The sequence below is a fragment of the Burkholderia sp. AU28863 genome (assembly GCF_002223195.1).
GTDB lineage: Bacteria > Pseudomonadota > Gammaproteobacteria > Burkholderiales > Burkholderiaceae > Burkholderia > Burkholderia sola.
Map to the genome: position 1 here is coordinate 603,047 of NZ_NKFE01000003.1, position 19,411 is coordinate 622,457.

Consider the following 19,411-nt stretch of genomic DNA (forward strand, 5'->3'; position numbering starts at 1 on the left):
GCCTTTCCTCAAGAGACGGATATTCGATTCATGGACAAGACTCTCGATAAACAGGTTGCGATCGTGACCGGCGCGTCGCGCGGCATCGGCCGGGCGATCGCGCTCGAACTCGCGCGCCTCGGCGCGACGGTCATCGGCACGGCGACGAGCGAATCGGGCGCCGCCGCGATCACCGCGGCGTTCGCGGAAGCGGGCGTCACGGGCCGCGGCGCGGTGCTGAACGTCAACGACGCGGCCGCCGCCGAGGCGCTGATCGATGCGACCGTGAAGGAATTCGGCGCGCTGAACGTGCTCGTCAACAACGCGGGCATCACGCAGGACCAGCTCGCGATGCGGATGAAGGACGAGGACTGGGACGCGGTGATCGACACCAACCTGAAGTCGGTGTTCCGCCTGTCGCGCGCGGTGCTGCGCCCGATGATGAAGGCGCGCGGCGGCCGTATCATCAACATCACGTCGGTGGTCGGCTCGGCCGGCAATCCGGGTCAGGTCAACTACGCGGCCGCGAAGGCCGGCGTGGCAGGCATGACGCGGGCGCTCGCGCGCGAGATCGGCAGCCGCGGCATCACGGTGAACTGCGTGGCGCCGGGCTTCATCGACACCGACATGACGAAGACGCTGCCGGAAGAACAGCAGGCCGCGCTCAAGACCCAGATTCCGCTCGGCCGCCTCGGCAGCCCGGAGGACATCGCCCATGCCGTCGCGTTCCTCGCATCGCCGCAAGCCGGTTACATCACCGGCACGACGCTGCACGTGAACGGCGGCATGTACATGTCGTAACGGTTTTCGTTTACCATCCGCGCCGTATCCCGTTTTTCAGGCGGACCGGCGCTTGATCGACCATCAAGCCAACGCGCGTTTTGCCGTCAGCAAACCTGATAAAATGCGCGCACTTGTAAATCTGAACTTTCCCTCGGAGGGGTAATGGACAACATCGAACAACGTGTCAAGAAGATCGTCGCTGAGCAACTGGGCGTCGCAGAAGCCGAGATCAAGAACGAAGCTTCGTTCGTGAACGATCTGGGCGCCGATTCGCTCGACACGGTCGAACTGGTGATGGCTCTGGAAGACGAGTTCGGCATGGAAATCCCGGACGAAGAAGCAGAGAAGATCACGACCGTTCAGCAAGCGATCGACTACGCTCGCGCAAACGTCAAGGCGTAAGCGCCTTTCGCGCTTGTCCGCCACGTCGCCGCGATCATCGCGATTGACGCGCCATCCTGCCGGCTTCGCGCCGGACGGACTAACAGCCACAGGGCTCGCAGGGCTGGTTCCTGTGGCCACTGTGGCTTTTGTTTTTGTCATCCAATAATGGAAAAGAGGTTACCGTGAGCCGCCGTCGTGTTGTCGTTACAGGCCTGGGGCTGATTTCGCCTGTTGGCAATAATGTTGCCGACGGCTGGGCCAATCTCGTCGCCGGCAAGTCCGGTATCGCCACCGTCACGAAGTTCGATGCGTCGAACCTCGCCTGCCATTTCGCGGGCGAAGTGAAGGGTTTCAGCGCCGAGGAGTACATCCCGGCGAAGGAAGCCCGGAACATGGATACGTTCATCCATTACGGCATCGCCGCCGGCGTCCAGGCCATCCGGGACAGCGGGCTGGAAGTGACCGAAGCCAATGCGGAACGCATCGGCGTGCTGGTCGGTTCCGGCATCGGCGGCCTGCCGATGATCGAGGATACGCACCAGACCTACGTCGATCGCGGCGCGCGCCGGATTTCGCCGTTCTTCGTGCCGGGTTCGATCATCAACATGATCTCGGGTCACCTGAGCATCATGTTCGGCCTGAAGGGCCCGAACCTCGCGGCCGTCACCGCCTGCACGACCGGCTTGCACTCCATCGGCCTCGCCGCGCGCCTGATCCAGGCCGGCGACGCCGACGTGATGGTCGCGGGCGGCGCCGAATCGACGGTGTCGCCGCTCGGCATCGGCGGTTTCGCGGCAGCACGCGCGCTGTCGACCCGCAACGACGATCCGGCTACCGCGTCGCGTCCGTGGGACAAGGACCGCGACGGCTTCGTGCTCGGCGAGGGTTCCGGCGTGATGGTGCTCGAGGAATACGAGGCGGCGAAGGCGCGCGGCGCGAAGATCTATGCGGAAGTCGCCGGCTTCGGCATGACGGGCGACGCGTACCACATGACCGCGCCGAACATGGATGGTCCGCGCCGCTGCATGGTCGCGGCACTGCGCGACGCCGGCATGAACGCCGACGAGGTCCAGTACCTGAACGCGCATGGCACGTCCACGCCGCTGGGCGACAAGAACGAGTCCGACGCGGTGAAGGCGGCGTTCGGCGAGCACGCGTACAAGCTCGTCGTGAACTCGACGAAGTCGATGACGGGCCACCTGCTGGGCGGCGCGGGCGGCCTCGAATCGGTGTTCACGGTGCTGGCGCTGCACAACAACGTGTCGCCGCCGACCATCAACATCTTCAACCAGGACCCCGAGTGCGATCTCGATTACTGCGCGAACACCGCGCGTGACATGAAGATCGACGTGGCCGTGAAGAACAACTTCGGCTTCGGCGGGACCAACGGCACGCTGGTGTTCAAGCGCGTCTGACGGCGAATCGCTTGACGAGTCCATTCGATGCTCCGGCCGGGCGTCCGCAGCGCTTTGCGTTGCGGGCCTCGGCCGTGTCGTATCTCGTGCTGGCCGCGTTCGTCGCGTCGGCTGCCGCATCGGCGTACCTGTTCTGGGCGCCGCGCGCGGGCGCTGCCGCCGGCGCAGGCGTGTCGGCCGTGACGGCGGCGCTGCTGGCCGTATTCGCGGCGCGGGCTTGCGCCCGCCGGCTGCCGGCCGAGCTGCAAATCGATGCGTTCGGGGAGATTGCGGCGTTTGGCCGCACCGGGCGCTTGCTGGCCCGCGGCCGCGTGACGGGCCATGCGCACTGGAGCAGCCTGCTGCTGGTGCTGTCGGTCGGGCAGGGTGCCCGGCGCGCGCGGCCGCTGCTGATTCCGGCCGACGCGCTCGATGCCGCGTCATTCAGCGCGCTGTCGGTGCTGGCGAGAACGGCCGGGGCGGCGGCGCGGGCATGACGGCGGCGTGGTTACCGACCGTAACCAGCGGCCGGCGCCGGAACGCTACAATAACGCTCCGCGTTGCATCCCTAGTTAACGGATTTGTCAGGTGAGTGAAAAAGAAATCGATCAGGCTCTGGTCGAACGCGTACAGAAGGGCGACAAGGCGGCGTTCGAACTCCTGGTCTCCAAATACCACCGCAAGATCATTCGGCTGATCTCGCGCCTCGTGCGGGATCCCGCCGAGGTCGAGGACGTGGCCCAGGACGCGTTCATCAAGGCGTATCGTGCGCTGCCGCAATTCCGCGGCGAATCGGCGTTCTATACGTGGTTGTACCGAATTGCCGTCAACACGGCGAAGAACTACCTTGCGACGCAAGGCCGCCGGGCGCCGACCTCGACCGAGGCCGATGCGGAGGAAGCGGAAACTTTCTCCGACGCAGACCAACTAAGGGATATCAACACGCCTGAGTCGATGTTGATGAGCAAGCAGATTGCCGAGACGGTCAACGCTGCAATGGCTCTGCTGCCCGAAGAACTGCGCCAGGCAATCACGCTGCGCGAGATCGAGGGCCTGAGCTACGAAGAGATCGCGGAAATGATGGGCTGTCCGATCGGGACGGTCCGGTCGCGGATCTTCCGCGCGCGCGAAGCAATCGCTGCCAAATTGCGTCCGCTGCTCGATACGCCCGAAGGAAAGCGCTGGTAAGCGCGGCGGGCGGAACGACGCGGGTCGGGGTCTAGTTACGGATAGAGTCGTGAAGTCACGACGGGGTGTGCAAGATGGGGAGCATCATGGGGTCGGTCAATACGCAATCGCAAGCGTGCTCGCGCGGCGAGCGCCTTTCCGCGCTGGTCGACGGCGAAATGTTCGATGGCCCGGACCACGGGCAGTTTCTGGCTGAGCTCGACCGCGCGGATCGCGCCGTGTGGGCCCATTACCACCTGATCGGCGATGCGCTGCGCTCGGACGAGCTCGCGTTGCCGCCCGCGCTGAGCGTCGCGTTCACCGCGCGCATGTCGGCCGCGCTCGAAAGCGAGCCGCATCTGCTGGCACCGGCGGCCGCGCCGGTCGCGCGCAAGCTGCTGGCGCTGCGCCGCCGCGTCGTGCCCGCGTTCGCGGTGGCCGCCGCGGCCGCCACGCTGACGTGGATCGTCGTCCCGCAAATGCAGACGGCCGGGGCGCCGGGCGCCGTTCAGGTCGCATCGGCAGGCGCGCCGCAGAACGGCAACCTGCAGCGCGTGACGGTTGCGCAGGCATCGGCCCAGCCGGGCCTGCAGGACGTCAACATCATTCGCGACGCCAGCCTCGACCAATACCTTGAAGCGCACCAGCAATTCGCGCAGCAGCCTGTCGTCACGGGCTCGATGCCGCTGATCCGCGCTGCCGTGACCACCACGCCAGGCCAATAAACCCGATGCGGACATTGCAGTTGAATCACGCCATCTCCGGATGGAAGCGGCTGCCGGCCCTCCTGCTTTGCGCAGCCGCCCTGTTGTCCGTTCACTCCCTTCCCGCCAGCGCCCAGCAACCGGACGATCCCGTCGCGACCCGCAAGGGTGCCGCGGACTGGCTCGACCGCGTCCAGCAGGCCGCGCAGCAGCAGAGCTACGAAGGTACGTTCGTCTACCAGCGCGGCGGGTACGTGCAGTCGTCGCGCATCGCGCACGTCTCGTCCCGCGACGGCGAGTTCGAGCGGATCGAAACGCTCGACGGCAAGCCGCGCAAGCTGCTGCGGCACAACGACGAGTTGTACACGTTCGTGCCCGAGCGCAAGCTGTGCGTGGTCGAGCGCCGTCAGACGCGCGACTCGTTCCCCGCGCTGCTCGGCGCGAGCGGCGAGCACGTGATGTCCGTCTACGATGCGAAGTCGCTCGGCAAGGACCGCGTGGCCGGGATCGACGCGCAGGTCGTCGAGCTCGTGCCGAAGGATGCGTACCGTTTCGCGTACAAGCTGTGGGCCGATGCGCGCACCGGGCTGCTGCTGCGTTCGCAGACGCTCGACGCGAACGATCGCGTGCTCGAACAGATCGCGTTCTCGCAAGTGCAGACGGGCGGCGCAAGCGGCGACAAGGCCGCGATCGCAGCCGGCATGCGCAACCTGAGCGGCTGGACGGTCGTGCGCCCGCCGGTCGCGACGGTCGACATGGAAGCGCAGGGCTGGCAGCTTGCGCCGAGCGTCGCCGGCTTCCAGAAGATTCGTGAAGTGCGCCGGCCGATGGCCGCGCGCGATGCGGGCGATCCGCCGATCCCGGTCGATCAGGCCGTCTTCACCGACGGCCTCGCGACGATCTCGGTCTTCATCGAGCCGGCCGAGAAAAATACGCGCAAGGAAGGCGCGGGCAGCACCGGCGCGACGCACGTTCTCGTGAAGCGCCGCGGCGACTACTGGATCACCGTGCTCGGCGAAGTGCCGCCGGCAACGTTGCAGCAGTTCGCGTCTGCCATAGAATACAAGGCTTCCAAGTAACGCTACGGCTCCCGACATGACGAAACTCACGCTGCGCAAAGTGCTCGCGGCGGCGGCGCTGTGTGCCTGCCTGCCGCTCGTCCCGCAAACCGCTGTCGCTGTCACGCCTCCCGCTGCCAGCCTGCCCGATTTCGCCGACCTCGTCGAAAAGGTCGGCCCCGCGGTCGTGAACATCCGGACCACCGCGAACGTGCCGGTACCCGGCCCGCGCGGCGTGCTCCCGCCAGGCTTCGACAACGGCGACATGTCGGAATTCTTCCGGCGCTTCTTCGGCATTCCGCTGCCGCAGGCGCCCGGCAACGGCGGCAGCCCGAAGAACGCGCCGGCGCCGGACAATGGCCCCGACACCGAGCAGAACCGCGGCGTCGGCTCTGGCTTCATCGTGTCGGCCGACGGTTACGTGATGACCAATGCGCACGTCGTCGACGATGCGGACACCATCTACGTGACGCTGACCGACAAGCGCGAATTCAAGGCGAAGCTGATCGGCGTCGACGACCGCACGGACGTCGCGGTCGTCAAGATCCAGGCGTCGAACCTGCCGGTCGTCGCGATCGGCGATTCGAACAAGGTGCGCGTCGGCGAGTGGGTCGTCGCGATCGGTTCGCCGTTCGGCCTCGACAATACGGTCACCGCCGGCATCGTCAGCTCGAAGAGCCGCAACACGGGCGACTATCTGCCGTTCATCCAGACCGACGTCGCCGTGAACCCCGGCAACTCGGGCGGCCCGCTGATCAACATGCAGGGCGAGGTGATCGGCATCAACTCGCAGATCTACAGCCGGACCGGCGGCTTCATGGGCATTTCGTTCGCGATTCCGATCGACGAGGCGATGCGCGTGGCCGACCAGTTGAAGGCGACCGGCAAGGTCACCCGGGGCCGGATCGCGGTGGCGATCGGCGAGGTGACGAAGGACGTGGCCGACTCGATCGGGCTGCCGAAGGCCGAAGGCGCGCTCGTCAGCAGCGTCGAGCCGGGCGGCCCGGCCGACAAGGCCGGCATCCAGCCGGGCGACATTATCCTGAAGTTCAACGGCCGTCCGGTCGATGCGGCGTCGGACCTGCCGCGCATGGTCGGCGACACGAAGCCCGGCACGAAGGCGACGGTCAGCGTGTGGCGCAAGGGCCAGGCACGCGATCTGCCGATCACGATCGCGGAAACGCCGGCCGAGTCGACGGCGAAGGCCGAGCAGCGCAAGAACGCGCCGCAGAAGCCGCGTCAGACCAATTCGCTCGGCCTGACGGTCAGCGACCTGACGGCGGAGCAGCTGAAGACGCTGAAACTGAAGAACGGCGTGCAGATCGATGGCGTCGACGGCCCGGCCGCCCGTGCGGGCCTGCAGCGCGGCGACATCGTGCTGCGCGTCGGCGACACCGACATCACGAACGCGAAGCAGTTCGCCGACGTGACCGCGCAGCTCGATCCGCAGAAGGCGGTCGCGGTGCTCGTGCGGCGTGGCGACAACACGCAGTTCGTGCCCGTGCGGCCGCGCGCGACCCAGAAGTAACGCGGCCGATGTTCACGCTCTACGGCCGCGGCTGGTGCCACCTGTGCGACGACATGCGCGACGCACTGGCGCCGGTGGCGGCCGAATTCGGCGTCGCGGTCGACTACGTCGACATCGACACCGATGCGGCGCTCGTCGCGCGTTACGACGAGGATGTGCCGGTGCTGCTGCTGGACGGCGCGGAAGTGTGCCGCCACCGGTTCGACGACGCGCGGGTGCGCGGCGCGCTGGCGGCCCGGCGTTGAGCCTGGCCTGCCGCGGGCCCGTGCCGCTTCATACGGGGTTTGATCCGGCGGGCGTCGTGCCGGCTCCCGCGGGGCGGGCGTCCGAAATCCCGCCCGGCGTAAGCCTTTTCGGCTAAAATAAGCCGTTTTTTCACCGACTTACACAAGGCGTGCTCCGCAGTCGTCGAGCGCGCCTTTTTCGCTTGATCGGCACTGAATGGATCATATTCGCAATTTCTCGATCATCGCGCACATCGACCATGGCAAGTCGACACTCGCGGATCGCATCATCCAGGTATGCGGTGGCCTCGCCGACCGTGAAATGGAAGCGCAGGTGCTCGACTCGATGGATATCGAGCGCGAGCGCGGCATCACGATCAAGGCGCAGACGGCCGCGTTGTCCTATCGTGCACGCGACGGCAAGGTCTACAACCTGAACCTGATCGACACGCCGGGGCACGTCGACTTTTCGTACGAGGTCAGCCGTTCGCTGTCCGCGTGCGAAGGCGCGCTGCTGGTCGTCGACGCGAGCCAGGGCGTCGAGGCGCAGACGGTCGCGAACTGCTATACGGCGATCGAGCTCGGCGTCGAGGTCGTGCCCGTGCTGAACAAGATCGACCTGCCGGCCGCGAACCCCGAGAACGCGATCGAGGAGATCGAGGACGTGATCGGCATCGACGCGACCGACGCGACGCGCTGCAGCGCGAAGACGGGCCTCGGCGTGGAAGACGTGCTCGAGTCGCTGATCGCGAAGGTGCCGCCGCCGAAGGGCGATCCGGCCGCGCCGCTGCAGGCGCTGATCATCGATTCGTGGTTCGACAACTACGTCGGCGTCGTGATGCTCGTGCGTATCGTCAACGGCACGCTGCGTCCGAAGGACAAGATCAAGATGATGGCGACCGGCGCGCAGTATCCGGTCGAGCACGTCGGCGTGTTCACGCCGAAGTCGCGCAATCTCGAGTCGCTGTCGGCCGGGCAGGTGGGCTTCATCATCGCCGGCATCAAGGAACTGACGGCCGCGAAGGTCGGCGATACCGTCACGCACGCGACCAAGCCCGCCGCCGAGCCGCTGCCGGGCTTCAAGGAAGTGAAGCCGCAGGTGTTCGCGGGGCTGTATCCGGTCGAGGCGAACCAGTACGACGCGCTGCGCGAATCGCTCGAGAAGCTGAAGCTGAACGACGCATCGCTGCAGTACGAGCCGGAAGTGTCGCAGGCGCTCGGCTTCGGTTTCCGCTGCGGCTTCCTCGGGCTGCTGCACATGGAAATCGTGCAGGAGCGGCTCGAGCGCGAATTCGACATGGATCTCATCACGACCGCGCCGACGGTCGTCTACGAGGTCGTGCAGAGCGACGGCTCGACGATCATGGTCGAGAACCCGGCGAAGATGCCGGAGCCCGGCCGCATCGCCGAAGTTCGCGAGCCGATCGTCACCGTGAACCTGTACATGCCGCAGGATTACGTCGGCTCGGTGATCACGCTGTGCGAGCAGAAGCGCGGCTCGCAGATCAACATGCAGTATCACGGCCGCCAGGTGCAACTCACGTACGAGATCCCGATGGCCGAGATCGTGCTCGACTTCTTCGATCGCCTGAAGTCGGTGTCGCGCGGCTACGCGTCGATGGACTACGAGTTCAAGGAATACCGTTCGTCGGACGTCGTGAAGGTGGACATGCTGATCAACGGCGACAAGGTCGACGCGCTGTCGATCATCGTGCACCGGTCGCAGTCGCAATACCGCGGCCGCGAAGTCGCCGCGAAGATGCGCGAGATCATTCCGCGCCAGATGTACGACGTGGCGATCCAGGCCGCGATCGGCGCGCACATCGTCGCGCGCGAGAACATCAAGGCGCTCCGCAAGAACGTGCTCGCGAAGTGCTACGGCGGCGACATCACGCGGAAGAAGAAACTGCTCGAGAAGCAGAAAGAAGGTAAGAAACGCATGAAGCAGGTGGGTTCGGTCGAGATCCCGCAGGAGGCGTTCCTCGCGATCTTGCGCGTCGAAGACAAATAACAGGACTGATCCTTTTATGAATTTTGCGCTGATTCTTTTTGTGCTCGTCGTCGTGACGGGCGTAGCGTGGGTGTTGGACAAACTGGTGTTCCTGCCGCGGCGTCGCAAGGCGGCCGATTCGGCGATCGAGGAGTTCGATCGCCAGCAGTCGCGCATCGACAAGCGTTTCGCGGACGAAAACGCGGCGCAGACGCGTTCGAAGCTGCGTGACGAAAAGCTGCGCCAGCCGTGGTGGCTCGAGTACACGGCGAGCTTCTTCCCGGTGATCCTGGCCGTGTTCGTCGTGCGTTCGTTCATCGTCGAGCCGTTCAAGATTCCGTCGGGCTCGATGGTGCCGACGCTGCTCGTCGGCGACTTCATCCTCGTCAACAAGTTCGAGTACGGGCTGCGCCTGCCGGTCACCAATACGAAGATCACGCAGGGCAGCCCGCTGTCGCGCGGCGACGTCGTCGTGTTCCGCTATCCGAAGGACGAGTCGGTCGACTACATCAAGCGCGTGATCGGCCTGCCGGGCGACACGGTCGCGTACCAGGACAAGCAGCTGACGATCAACGGCCAGCCGGTGCCGGAAACGCCGCTGCCCGATTTCTTCGACGACGAGCGCCAGAATTACGCGAAGCAGTTCGAGGAAACGATCGGCAACAAGAAGAACGCGATCCTCAACAACCCGGCCGTGCCGCCGTTCGTGATGGGCGCATACGACTATCCGTATCGCGACAACTGCACGTACAACAGCCGCGGCGTGATCTGCAAGGTGCCGCCCGGTCACTACTTCATGATGGGCGACAACCGCGACAACAGCGCGGACAGCCGCTACTGGGGTTTCGTGCCGGACCAGAACATCGTCGGCCGCGCGTTCTTCATCTGGATGAACTTCGGCGACCTGAAGCGCATCGGTTCCTTCAACTGACCGCATTCGATTCATCCGCAATACGCGACGCACGGGCCGCGTCGCGTATTGCCGAACGACTTTAAGAACCGGCGGTAACACCGCCTCGTCACGCCTTTTCGTGTCCGGCCGTGCCGTTTCGGCCCGACCGGGCGCCCGCGTTATACTCCTGCACATGCCCTCATCCCAGTTGGAAAGCCGGCTGCGCTACGAATTTCGCAATGCGGAATTGTTGCGCCAGGCTTTGACCCATCGCAGTCACAGTGCCACGCACAACGAACGGCTCGAGTTTCTCGGCGATTCCGTTCTGAATTGCGCGGTGGCCGCCCTTTTGTTCCAGCGTTTCGGCAAGCTGGATGAAGGCGACCTGTCGCGCGTACGCGCCAACCTCGTCAAACAGCAGTCGCTGTATGAAATTGCTCAGGCCCTGAATATCTCGGACGGCCTGCGGCTGGGCGAGGGCGAACTGCGCAGCGGCGGGTTCCGTCGCCCGTCGATCCTCGCGGACGCGTTCGAAGCCATCATCGGGGCCGTGTTCCTCGATGGCGGCTTCGAAGCCGCCCAAGGGGTCATCAAGCGCCTCTATATCCCGATTCTCGACCACATCGATCCGCGCACGCTCGGCAAGGACGCGAAGACGCTGCTGCAGGAATACCTGCAGGGGCACAAGATCGCGCTGCCGACCTATACGGTCGTCGCGACGCATGGTGCGGCGCACAATCAGCAGTTCGAGGTCGAGTGCACGGTGCCGAAGCTGGACGTGAAGGTAGCGGGCTCCGGCGCGAGCCGGCGCGCGGCCGAGCAGGCCGCCGCGAAGAAGGCGCTCGACGAAGTGATGGCGGCCGCGCCGATGCTGACCGCGAAGCCGAAGCGCTCGAAAAACGCGCGCGGGTCCAAGCATGTCGAGCCCGAAATCGTGCCGGGCGTGAAGGGCGTGCAGGAAGCGCTCGACCTGCGCTCGCCCGAGCGGAAGGAACGTGCGACGGCGCGCGAGGCCAGGGCGGCCGGCGCGGTGCCGGCGGCAACCGCTGCGGCTGCGGGCGCCGAGCCGGCCGTCGCGCCGATGGCCGCGATTCGTGCGGCGCATGTCGAGCCGGCAACGGACAAGGGCGAACGGGCGGTGAAGCCGGCGACCGACAAGGTTGCCGACAAACCGGCCGAGCGGGCCGACAAGGCCGCGGAAAAGCCCGCCGAGGCCGCGCCGCGCCCAGCCGACAGGCCGGCCGGCCATGCGGCCGATCCGGCATTGTCGTCGGCCGACAAACCTGCCGCGGGCGCCGATTCCGCCGCGCGCACGCCGGCGCGCGCACGCGATGCCGCGTCGCCCGACGCCGAAACGCCGCCCGGCGGCGCGAGCCTGGCTGCCGCGCAGGCGCGCGTGGCCGATGCCGACCACTGAATTGCCCATCGATCGTGCCGCGCGCCGCGCGGCCGTTTCCGAACCTGTCTCCCAAACGATATGAACACTCCCGCTCCTACCGGTTTTCGTTGCGGCATGATCGCGATCGTGGGCCGTCCGAACGTCGGCAAGTCGACGTTGATGAACGCACTCGTCGGCCAGAAGATCAGCATCACGTCGCGCAAGGCGCAGACGACCCGTCACCGCATCACCGGCATCAACACGTTCGACGACGCGCAATTCGTGTTCGTCGACACGCCCGGCTTCCAGACCCGTCACAGCACCGCGCTGAATCGTTCGCTGAACCGCGCGGTCACGTCGACGCTGACGTCGGTCGACGTGATCCTGTTCGTGATCGAGGCCGGCCGCTTCGGGCCCGACGACCAGAAGGTGCTCGACCTGATCCCGCCCGGCATGCCGACGCTGCTGATCGCGAACAAGATCGACCGCGTGAGCGACAAGGCCACGCTGTTCCCGTTCATGCAGAAGGTGAGCGGGCTGCGCGAGTTCACCGAGCTCGTGCCGCTGTCGGCGCAGAAGCCGGAGGACATCAAGCGCCTGCTGGACACGATCAAGCCATACCTGCCGGAAGGCGAGCCGATCTACGGCGAGGACGAGCTGACCGACCGCAGCTCGCGCTTTCTCGCGGCCGAAATCCTGCGCGAGAAGGTATTCCGCTGGACCGGCGACGAGCTGCCGTACACGAGCACCGTGCTGATCGACAAGTTCGAGGAGGAGGGGCGCCTGAAGCGCATCTTCGCGACGATCCTCGTCGAGCGCGATTCGCACAAGGCGATGGTGATCGGCAAGAAGGGCGAGAAGCTCAAGCAGATCAGCACCGAGGCGCGGATGGACATGGAGAAGCTGTTCGACGGCCCCGTGTACCTCGAGACCTTCGTGAAGGTGAAGAGCGGCTGGGCCGACAACGAGGCGGGGCTGCGTGCCTATGGGTACGAATGACGCGCTGACGTCGACCGAGGACGCGGTGACGGCCGGCGCGAACGACGCGCCGCTGCCGGCACCGCCCGAACCGCCGCGCAAGGCGCGGCGTGCGACGTCTCGCACGTCCGATTTCCGCGTCGCCGAGCAGCCGGCGTTCGTGCTGCACAGCTATCCGTATCGGGAAACGAGCCTGATCGTCGACGTGCTGACGCGCGACCATGGCCGGCTCGCGCTCGTCGCGAAGGGCGCGAAACGCCCGCACTCCGCGTTGCGCGGCGTATTGCAGACCTTCCAGCCGCTGCTGCTGTCGTGGTCGGGCAAATCCGAGGTGCGCACGCTGACGGGCGCCGAGTGGGTCGGCGGGATGCTGCCGCTCGGCGGCGACGGGCTGTTGTGCGGTTTCTACGCGAACGAGCTGCTCGTGAAATTCTGCGCGCGCGAGGATCCGCAGCCGCCGCTGTTCAATCATTACGTGCTGACGCTCACGCGCCTCGCGCACGGCGAGCCCGCCGTGCAGGTGCTGCGCTCGTTCGAGCGCGTGCTGCTGCGCGAGACCGGCTATGCGATGGCGCTGAACCGCACGGTCGCCCGCCGCGCGGTCGAACCCGAGCGTCGCTACGTGTTCGATCCGGAGCGCGGTGTGCGCAATGCGGACGACGACGTTCCGTCGCACTGGCCGGTGATTACCGGGCAGACGTTGCTCGACATGGAGCAGGACGATTACCATCGAGCCCAGACGGTCGCGCAGAGCAAGACGCTGATGCGCTTCTTGCTGAACACCTATCTCGGCGGCACGCCGCTCGCCACGCGTCAGATCCTGATCGACCTGCAAAACCTATGAGCTTCTTCCTGACCACGCCCACCGCCATCGACCTTGGTGTGAACATCGACCACGTGGCGACGCTGCGCAACGCGCGCGGCACGCGCTATCCCGATCCGATCCGCGCGGCGCTCGCCGCCGAAGAGGCCGGTGCGGATGCGATCACGCTGCACCTGCGCGAGGATCGTCGTCACATCGTCGACGCCGACGTGCGCGAACTGCGCCCGCTGCTGAAGACGCGCATGAACCTCGAATGCGCGGTGACGGCCGAGATGCTCGACATCGCGTGCGAAGTGCGTCCGCACGACGCGTGCCTCGTGCCGGAGAAGCGCGCGGAGCTGACGACCGAAGGCGGTCTCGACGTGGCCGGCCACTTCGAGGCCGTGCGCGCGGCGTGCAAGCAGCTTGCCGACGCGGGCGTACGCGTGTCGCTGTTCATCGACCCGGAGGATACGCAGATCCACGCCGCGCACGAAGCCGGCGCGCCGGTGATCGAGCTGCATACGGGCCGCTACGCCGAAGCGCACGACGAAGCGGAGCAGCAGCGCGAATACGAGCGTATCGTCGCGGGCGTGCAGGCCGGCGCGCGGCTGGGCCTGAAGGTCAATGCGGGCCACGGGCTGCACTACACGAACGTGCAGCAGATCGCCGCGATCGACGGCATCGTCGAGCTGAACATCGGTCACGCGATCGTCGCGCATGCGATCTTCGCGGGCTGGGACAACGCGGTGCGCGAGATGAAGGCGATCATGGTCGCCGCACGCGTCGCCGCGCTGCACGGCGGCGCGCGGTGACGATGCGAGGCTGCGCCACGTACGCCGTGTGCGACGCGCCTGACCCGGTCTCGCCGGGTTGCCCCGGCGGAGACTGACATGGCGATCTACGGCATCGGTACCGATATCGCACAGGTGAGCCGCGTCGCGGCCGTGCTCGAACGCACGGGCGGCCGGTTTGCCGAGAAGGTGCTCGGCCCCGACGAACTGCGCGTGTTTCACGCGCGGCGCGCACGCTCCGAGGCGCGCGGCATCGCGTTTCTCGCGACGCGTTTCTCCGCGAAGGAAGCATTCTCGAAGGCGATCGGGCTCGGCATGCACTGGCCGATGACGTGGCGCGCGCTGCAAACCCTCAACCATCCGAGCGGCGAGCCGTACGTGGTCGCATCGGGCGAGCTGGCCGAGTGGCTGGCCGCGCGCGGCATCACGGCGCGCGTGACGGTCAGCGACGAACGCGACTACGCGGTGTCGTTCGTGGTCGCCGAAACCGACGCTGAAACGGCCGCCGCGCGTGCCCCCGCACCTGTTTCCCGAACCTCCTCCTGACGGAATTCCCGATTCGATGAAAACGACTCCCGGCCCGGTCATGCTCGACGTCGTCGGCACGACCCTGTCGCGCGACGATGCGCGGCGCCTCGCGCATCCGAATACCGGCGGCGTGATCCTGTTCGCGCGGCATTTCCAGGATCGTGCGCAACTGACCGCGCTGACCGACGCGATCCGCGCGGTGCGCGAAGACATCCTGATCGCCGTCGATCACGAAGGCGGGCGCGTGCAACGGTTCCGCACCGACGGCTTCACGGTGCTGCCCGCGATGCGCCGCCTGGGCGAACTGTGGGATCGCGACGTGCTGCTCGCGACGAAGGTCGCGACCGCCGTCGGCTACATCCTGGCCGCCGAATTGCGCGCGTGCGGGATCGACATGAGCTTCACGCCCGTGCTCGACCTCGACTACGGGCACTCGAAGGTGATCGGCGATCGTGCGTTCCATCGCGACCCGCGCGTCGTCACGCTGCTCGCGAAGAGCCTGAATCACGGGCTGTCGCTCGCCGGCATGGCGAACTGCGGCAAGCATTTTCCCGGGCACGGCTTCGCGGAGGCCGATTCGCACGTCGCGCTGCCAACCGACGACCGCACGCTCGACGCGATCCTCGAGCAGGACGTCGCGCCGTACGACTGGCTCGGGCTGTCGCTGTCCGCGGTGATTCCCGCACACGTGATCTACACGCAGGTCGACAAGCGGCCGGCCGGGTTCTCGCGCGTGTGGCTGCAGGACATCCTGCGCGGCAAGCTCGGCTTCACGGGCGCGATTTTCAGCGACGACCTGTCGATGGAGGCCGCCCGCGAGGGCGGCACGCTCACGCAGGCCGCCGACGCCGCGCTCGCGGCCGGTTGCGACATGGTGCTCGTCTGTAACCAGCCGGACGCGGCCGAAGTCGTGCTGAACGGCCTGAAGATGCAGGCCTCGGCCGAGTCGGTGCGGCGCATCAAGCGGATGCGCGCGCGCGGCAAGGCACCCAAGTGGGACAAGCTGATCACGCAACCCGAGTATCTGCAGGCGCAGGCGCTGCTGAGCAGCGCGCTGGCGTAAGCGGACAGGGATGGCGCGCAGCGCGCCGTTCCGGTCGCCCCAAACGAAAAGCCGCGCAATAGCGCGGCTTTTTTATGGGCTGCGACGGCCCGATCGTACGGTCGCCGGACCGAATCTGACCGCAACTAACGGTCAGATCCGATCGACGCCCGTATTCAGGCGCCCGCCGCTCAGTTCACCTTCATCCGCTGCAGCTTGTTGTACAGCGTCTTCGGGCTGATGCCGAGCAGGGTCGCCGCACGGTGGCGCGTCCCGCCGACCGCGTCGAGCGTCGCGCGGATCAGCAGATCCTCGACGTCCGACAGCGGCGTGCCGACCTTGATCTGCACGCTGCTGCCGTTCAGCGCGGCGCCGGCGGAGAAGCTGGCCTCGCCTGCACGCAGCGTCTCGATGAAGTCGCCCGATGCGTCGTACGCGAAACGCACGCGTTCCTGCAGTTCGCGCACGTTGCCCGGCCATTCGTAGGACAGGCAATCGCGCACGAAGCCCGGCGCCGCGCGCTTGTCGGTCGTGCTGCGGCCGGTCGCGCGCGCTTCGCGGTTCAGTTCGTCGATCTGCGCGTCCGCGATCGCGAGCGCATCGCCGTCGCGCTCGCGCAGCGGCGGCATCGTGATCGACGCCGCGTCGAGACGCAGCCACAGATCCTCGCGCAGCGTGCCGTTCGCCACCGCTTCGCGGGCCGGGCGGCGCGTGGCCGCGATCAGCCGGAAATCGCTGGTGATCGAACTTGTGCCGCCGATCCGCATGAAGTTCTGCGAATCGAGCGCGTGCAGCAGCGCTTCCTGGAGCACGAGCGGCAGTGCGGTGATTTCGTCGAGGAACAGCGTGCCGCCGCCGGCCTGCTCGAACAGGCCCGATTCGCGGCGCTCGGCGCCGTCGAACGCGCCGCGTTCATGGCCGAACAGCACGCTGTCGAGCGACGCGCCGTGCCGGCCGGCCTGCGCGAGCATCCGGCAGTCGAACGAGACGAACGGCCCCTTGCGGCGCCGGCTCAGTTCGTGCAGCGTGCGCGCGGCCAGCTTCTTGCCGGTGCCGGCTTCGCCCGAGAACAGCACGGCCGTTTCGGTGCGGGCGTTGTGCTCGATCATGTCGTACACGTGCTGCATCGCGTCGCTGCGGCCGACGAGCGCGCCGAAGCGGCCGAGATGGCGCAGCGACGCACGCAGCGACTGCACTTCGTCGATCAGTTCGTACGGGCGGGGAATCCGCGCGAGCAGGCTGCGCAGGCGCGGGATGTTGATCGGCTTCAGCAGGTAGTCCCAGATGCCGTGACGCAGGCCCTCGATGGCGCTCTCGACCGTCGCGTTGCCGGTCAGCACGATCACGGGCAGCGAGCCGTTCGGCTGTTGCTGCGGCAGGTGCTGGAGCAGGTCGAAGCCGCTGCCATCAGGCAGGTTCAGGTCGACGAGCACGACGTCGGGGATCGAGCGGCCGAGCGCCGTGCGCGCTTCGGCGAGCGACGTGGCCGTGTCGACCGAGAAGCCGTCTGCGGCGAGCAGTGCGGTGAGGCCTGACAGGCTGTTGGGATCGTCTTCGACAATCAGGGCGTGTGGCATGGTGGACGCGAGTCGAGTCAAGAGAGGCGGGCTGTCGGCCAGCGGACCGCAGCCGCATGTCGGATTAAAGATTGATTTTATGCCCCACCGAACGCGTCACGCGCATTATTTCTCCGGCGCTATAAAACAGTTACCGATGATACAAATTGAATATCTTTACCGGTGGCTTTTGTGCTGCTTCTGGCGCCGAGTTGTGGCAGCTGTTGACGCCAGACAAACAAAAAGCGCCCCGAAGGGCGCTTTGTTCGATGCGGGTATCGCCGACGATTACGCGCGGCTGCGGTATTCGTTCGTGCGCGTATCGATTTCGATCTTGTCGCCGGTGTTGCAGAACAGCGGCACTTGCAGTTCGAAGCCGGTCGCCAGCTTCGCGTTCTTCAGCACCTTGCCCGACGACGTGTCGCCCTTCACGGCCGGTTCCGTGTAGGTGATTTCGCGAACGAGGATCGTCGGCAGTTCGACCGAGATCGCCTTCTCGTTGTAGAACACGACTTCGCAAGCCATGCCGTCTTCGAGATAGTTCAGCGCTTCGCCCATCATTTCGGCTTCGACTTCGTACTGGTTGTAGTCGGCGTCCATGAACACGTACATCGGATCGGCGAAGTACGAGTACGTCACTTCCTTGCGGTCGAGCACGACGACGTCGAACTTGTCGTCAGCCTTGTAGACCGATTCCTGACCTGCGTTCGTCAGCAGGTTCTTCATCTTCATCTTGACGACGGCCGAGTTACGGCCCGACTTGTTGTATTCCGCCTTTGCGATGACCCATGCTTCGCTGCCGATCTGCACGACGTTGCCTACGCGGAGTTCCTGTGCGGTCTTCATAAAAACTGTCCTGATCCAATCAAATAAATAAGTGCCTGAGCGTTGCGCAACGGCTGACGGCGCAAGCGGCGGGGGCGTTCCGGTGGGCGCCAAGTGCCCATGCGCGAGCGCTTGCGTGGTCAGCCGTCGGATAACCGCTTATTTTAACTGAGATTTTGCGTATTCCGCCAGCTTTCCCGCGAGATCGCCGACGGCCGCGAGCGCATCGGCCCAGCGAAGTGCATTGGCGTCCAGCGCGGCGCGGTGTTGCCAGAAATCCGCCCAGTCGGGCGTGCCGGCACCGTTCCATGCATGCCAGAACCGTTCGAGCGCCGCGCGCGGCGCATCGGCGAGGCCGGCCGACAGGTGCGCGAGCGCGGCGTCGAGCTTGGGCAGATGCACGTCGTCGGCCTGCGGGTAGATGTGCCAGACGAACGGCTTGCGCGCCCACTGCGCGCGCACGAACGAATCCTCGCCGCGCACGAAATTGAGATCGGCGATCCACAGCAGCGGGTCGTAGTCGGCCTGCGGCACGAACGCGAGGCCATGGGCGCTCAGGTTGCCGCTGCGCGCCTGCGCTCCCGCCTCGAACGCTTCGACCCCGAAAAAACGCGCGACGGCGGGCGACAGGCGCCCGGCCGGGACGAGGGCGACGATGGGCGACGGACCGTCGCGCCACTGCGCGAGCAGTGCGTCGACGGCCGGGTTCTCATAGGCGAACAGGCTGACGACCGTCGTGCCGGGCGCCGGCGGCGGGCCGCCGGTCGCGTGCTGCCACCACGCGGCGCGGGCTGCCGGATCGGCGTCGAAGGTCGCGCGGCGCGCGTCCAGGTCGCGCTCCTTCGGCACGCCGCCGGTGCCGGCCGACAGGCCCGGGAAGAAGAACGTCTTCAGCAGCGGGTAACGCGGATGCGGCGACGGCCGCAAATGAAAATCGGCGACCCAGTCCTCGGCGCTCAGGTATTCGAGGTTGATCCACACGGGGCGCCGTGCGCGCCGCGCCATCGCCGCGAGATACGGGCCGGGCAGCTCGCACCCGAATGCCTCGATCACGACATCGGCGATGTCGAGCGCGTCGCCGACTTCCGCATGCCAGTGCTCGATCGCGATCGCGTCGACCGTTTGCCGCTCCGCGTCGGGATCGACCTGCGGCAGCAGGCGCGCGAACGTGTGCAGGTCGTCGACGAACAGCCGAACCTGCCAGCCGTGCTCGTGCGCGAGCTGGCGCGCGACGCGCCAGCACACGCCGATGTCGCCGAAATTGTCGATCACCGCGCAGAAGAGGTCGCAGGCGATCGGTTCGCCCGGCGCGAGCGGGACGGCGGAGAGGGGGGCAGCGGCGGGGCGTGGCATCGAAGCGGACGGGTGAATGCTCTAAACTGGCGATTCTAATAGACCCGTTCCG

20 protein-coding genes are annotated in these 19,411 nt (G+C 66.5%); 17 read left to right on the forward strand and 3 right to left on the reverse strand.

Annotated elements, in window-relative coordinates:
- Window positions 1–30 precede the first annotated feature (30 nt).
- The 17 genes from fabG (at window position 31) to nagZ (ending at window position 15,646) form a co-directional block, all read left to right on the forward strand.
- Entirely contained in the window at window positions 31–780 is a 750-nt protein-coding gene (gene fabG, locus CFB81_RS05230) for a 3-oxoacyl-ACP reductase FabG (protein WP_059574010.1), read from the forward strand.
- 144 nt (window positions 781–924) lie between these two features.
- Complete coding sequence (acpP, locus tag CFB81_RS05235) at window positions 925–1,164, forward strand: acyl carrier protein (protein WP_004197638.1); 240 nt, start codon at window positions 925–927, stop codon at window positions 1,162–1,164.
- A gap of 164 nt (window positions 1,165–1,328) precedes the next feature.
- Window positions 1,329–2,561 (forward strand): beta-ketoacyl-ACP synthase II, encoded by a 1,233-nt coding sequence (fabF, locus tag CFB81_RS05240; RefSeq protein ID WP_050011474.1) that lies wholly within the window; start codon window positions 1,329–1,331, stop codon window positions 2,559–2,561.
- 11 nt (window positions 2,562–2,572) lie between these two features.
- On the forward strand, window positions 2,573–3,037 hold the full coding sequence (locus tag CFB81_RS05245) for a hypothetical protein (RefSeq protein WP_089434736.1): 465 nt from the start codon (window positions 2,573–2,575) through the stop codon (window positions 3,035–3,037).
- A gap of 91 nt (window positions 3,038–3,128) precedes the next feature.
- Window positions 3,129–3,728 (forward strand): RNA polymerase sigma factor RpoE, encoded by a 600-nt coding sequence (gene rpoE, locus CFB81_RS05250; protein WP_006490873.1) that lies wholly within the window; start codon window positions 3,129–3,131, stop codon window positions 3,726–3,728.
- Window positions 3,729–3,814: 86 nt separating this feature from the next.
- Window positions 3,815–4,432: a sigma-E factor negative regulatory protein gene (locus CFB81_RS05255; RefSeq protein WP_069620569.1), complete on the forward strand. Its 618-nt coding sequence runs from the start codon at window positions 3,815–3,817 to the stop codon at window positions 4,430–4,432.
- Between the two features lie 5 nt (window positions 4,433–4,437).
- Window positions 4,438–5,490: a MucB/RseB C-terminal domain-containing protein gene (locus CFB81_RS05260; protein WP_069620553.1), complete on the forward strand. Its 1,053-nt coding sequence runs from the start codon at window positions 4,438–4,440 to the stop codon at window positions 5,488–5,490.
- A 16-nt stretch (window positions 5,491–5,506) separates the two neighbouring features.
- Window positions 5,507–6,997, forward strand: a complete 1,491-nt coding sequence (locus tag CFB81_RS05265) for a DegQ family serine endoprotease (RefSeq protein WP_069620552.1) — start codon at window positions 5,507–5,509, stop codon at window positions 6,995–6,997.
- A gap of 8 nt (window positions 6,998–7,005) precedes the next feature.
- A complete protein-coding gene (locus tag CFB81_RS05270; protein WP_069620551.1) occupies window positions 7,006–7,242 on the forward strand; it encodes a glutaredoxin family protein in 237 nt (78 codons plus the stop codon).
- Between the two features lie 196 nt (window positions 7,243–7,438).
- Entirely contained in the window at window positions 7,439–9,232 is a 1,794-nt protein-coding gene (lepA, locus tag CFB81_RS05275) for a translation elongation factor 4 (protein WP_069620550.1), read from the forward strand.
- A gap of 16 nt (window positions 9,233–9,248) precedes the next feature.
- The gene (gene lepB, locus CFB81_RS05280; RefSeq protein ID WP_069620549.1) at window positions 9,249–10,142 is read left to right on the forward strand and encodes a signal peptidase I; all 894 of its coding nucleotides are present in this window, start codon (window positions 9,249–9,251) and stop codon (window positions 10,140–10,142) included.
- 154 nt (window positions 10,143–10,296) lie between these two features.
- Window positions 10,297–11,520, forward strand: coding sequence for a ribonuclease III (rnc, locus tag CFB81_RS05285; protein WP_089434737.1), 1,224 nt, complete (start codon window positions 10,297–10,299; stop codon window positions 11,518–11,520).
- Between the two features lie 60 nt (window positions 11,521–11,580).
- Window positions 11,581–12,480: a GTPase Era gene (gene era, locus CFB81_RS05290; RefSeq protein WP_069620547.1), complete on the forward strand. Its 900-nt coding sequence runs from the start codon at window positions 11,581–11,583 to the stop codon at window positions 12,478–12,480.
- Window positions 12,467–13,303: a DNA repair protein RecO gene (recO, locus tag CFB81_RS05295; protein ID WP_006476492.1), complete on the forward strand. Its 837-nt coding sequence runs from the start codon at window positions 12,467–12,469 to the stop codon at window positions 13,301–13,303. The genes era and recO overlap by 14 nt, the downstream gene beginning before the upstream one ends.
- Window positions 13,300–14,076, forward strand: a complete 777-nt coding sequence (gene pdxJ / locus CFB81_RS05300) for a pyridoxine 5'-phosphate synthase (protein ID WP_089434738.1) — start codon at window positions 13,300–13,302, stop codon at window positions 14,074–14,076. The genes recO and pdxJ overlap by 4 nt, the downstream gene beginning before the upstream one ends.
- Before the next feature lie 78 nt (window positions 14,077–14,154).
- A complete protein-coding gene (acpS, locus tag CFB81_RS05305) occupies window positions 14,155–14,601 on the forward strand; it encodes a holo-ACP synthase (protein WP_089434739.1) in 447 nt (148 codons plus the stop codon).
- 16 nt (window positions 14,602–14,617) lie between these two features.
- On the forward strand, window positions 14,618–15,646 hold the full coding sequence (nagZ, locus tag CFB81_RS05310) for a beta-N-acetylhexosaminidase (protein WP_069620544.1): 1,029 nt from the start codon (window positions 14,618–14,620) through the stop codon (window positions 15,644–15,646).
- 170 nt (window positions 15,647–15,816) lie between these two features.
- On the opposite strand, the gene CFB81_RS05315 is transcribed toward nagZ, so the two are convergent.
- The 3 genes from CFB81_RS05315 to earP all read right to left on the reverse strand — a co-directional run bounded on the left by CFB81_RS05315 (window position 15,817) and on the right by earP (window position 19,359).
- Window positions 15,817–17,202, reverse strand: a complete 1,386-nt coding sequence (locus CFB81_RS05315; protein WP_050011458.1) for a sigma-54 dependent transcriptional regulator — start codon at window positions 17,200–17,202, stop codon at window positions 15,817–15,819.
- Window positions 17,203–17,469: 267 nt separating this feature from the next.
- Window positions 17,470–18,027, reverse strand: coding sequence for an elongation factor P (efp, locus tag CFB81_RS05320; protein WP_044844759.1), 558 nt, complete (start codon window positions 18,025–18,027; stop codon window positions 17,470–17,472).
- A 138-nt stretch (window positions 18,028–18,165) separates the two neighbouring features.
- A complete protein-coding gene (gene earP / locus CFB81_RS05325) occupies window positions 18,166–19,359 on the reverse strand; it encodes an elongation factor P maturation arginine rhamnosyltransferase EarP (RefSeq protein WP_089434740.1) in 1,194 nt (397 codons plus the stop codon).
- Window positions 19,360–19,411: the final 52 nt, after the last annotated feature.

Coding starts and splice junctions, on each gene's coding strand:
- nagZ (WP_069620544.1), top strand. CDS start 14,618: ATGAAAACGACTCCCGGCCCGGTCATGCTCGACGTCGTCGGCACGACC.
- recO (WP_006476492.1), top strand. CDS start 12,467: ATGGGTACGAATGACGCGCTGACGTCGACCGAGGACGCGGTGACGGCC.
- CFB81_RS05255 (WP_069620569.1), top strand. CDS start 3,815: ATGGGGTCGGTCAATACGCAATCGCAAGCGTGCTCGCGCGGCGAGCGC.
- lepA (WP_069620550.1), top strand. CDS start 7,439: ATGGATCATATTCGCAATTTCTCGATCATCGCGCACATCGACCATGGC.
- CFB81_RS05315 (WP_050011458.1), bottom strand. CDS start 17,202: ATGCCACACGCCCTGATTGTCGAAGACGATCCCAACAGCCTGTCAGGC.
- earP (WP_089434740.1), bottom strand. CDS start 19,359: ATGCCACGCCCCGCCGCTGCCCCCCTCTCCGCCGTCCCGCTCGCGCCG.
- acpS (WP_089434739.1), top strand. CDS start 14,155: ATGGCGATCTACGGCATCGGTACCGATATCGCACAGGTGAGCCGCGTC.
- CFB81_RS05265 (WP_069620552.1), top strand. CDS start 5,507: ATGACGAAACTCACGCTGCGCAAAGTGCTCGCGGCGGCGGCGCTGTGT.
- rnc (WP_089434737.1), top strand. CDS start 10,297: ATGCCCTCATCCCAGTTGGAAAGCCGGCTGCGCTACGAATTTCGCAAT.
- lepB (WP_069620549.1), top strand. CDS start 9,249: ATGAATTTTGCGCTGATTCTTTTTGTGCTCGTCGTCGTGACGGGCGTA.
- efp (WP_044844759.1), bottom strand. CDS start 18,027: ATGAAGACCGCACAGGAACTCCGCGTAGGCAACGTCGTGCAGATCGGC.
- era (WP_069620547.1), top strand. CDS start 11,581: ATGAACACTCCCGCTCCTACCGGTTTTCGTTGCGGCATGATCGCGATC.
- pdxJ (WP_089434738.1), top strand. CDS start 13,300: ATGAGCTTCTTCCTGACCACGCCCACCGCCATCGACCTTGGTGTGAAC.
- acpP (WP_004197638.1), top strand. CDS start 925: ATGGACAACATCGAACAACGTGTCAAGAAGATCGTCGCTGAGCAACTG.
- CFB81_RS05270 (WP_069620551.1), top strand. CDS start 7,006: ATGTTCACGCTCTACGGCCGCGGCTGGTGCCACCTGTGCGACGACATG.
- CFB81_RS05260 (WP_069620553.1), top strand. CDS start 4,438: ATGCGGACATTGCAGTTGAATCACGCCATCTCCGGATGGAAGCGGCTG.
- fabG (WP_059574010.1), top strand. CDS start 31: ATGGACAAGACTCTCGATAAACAGGTTGCGATCGTGACCGGCGCGTCG.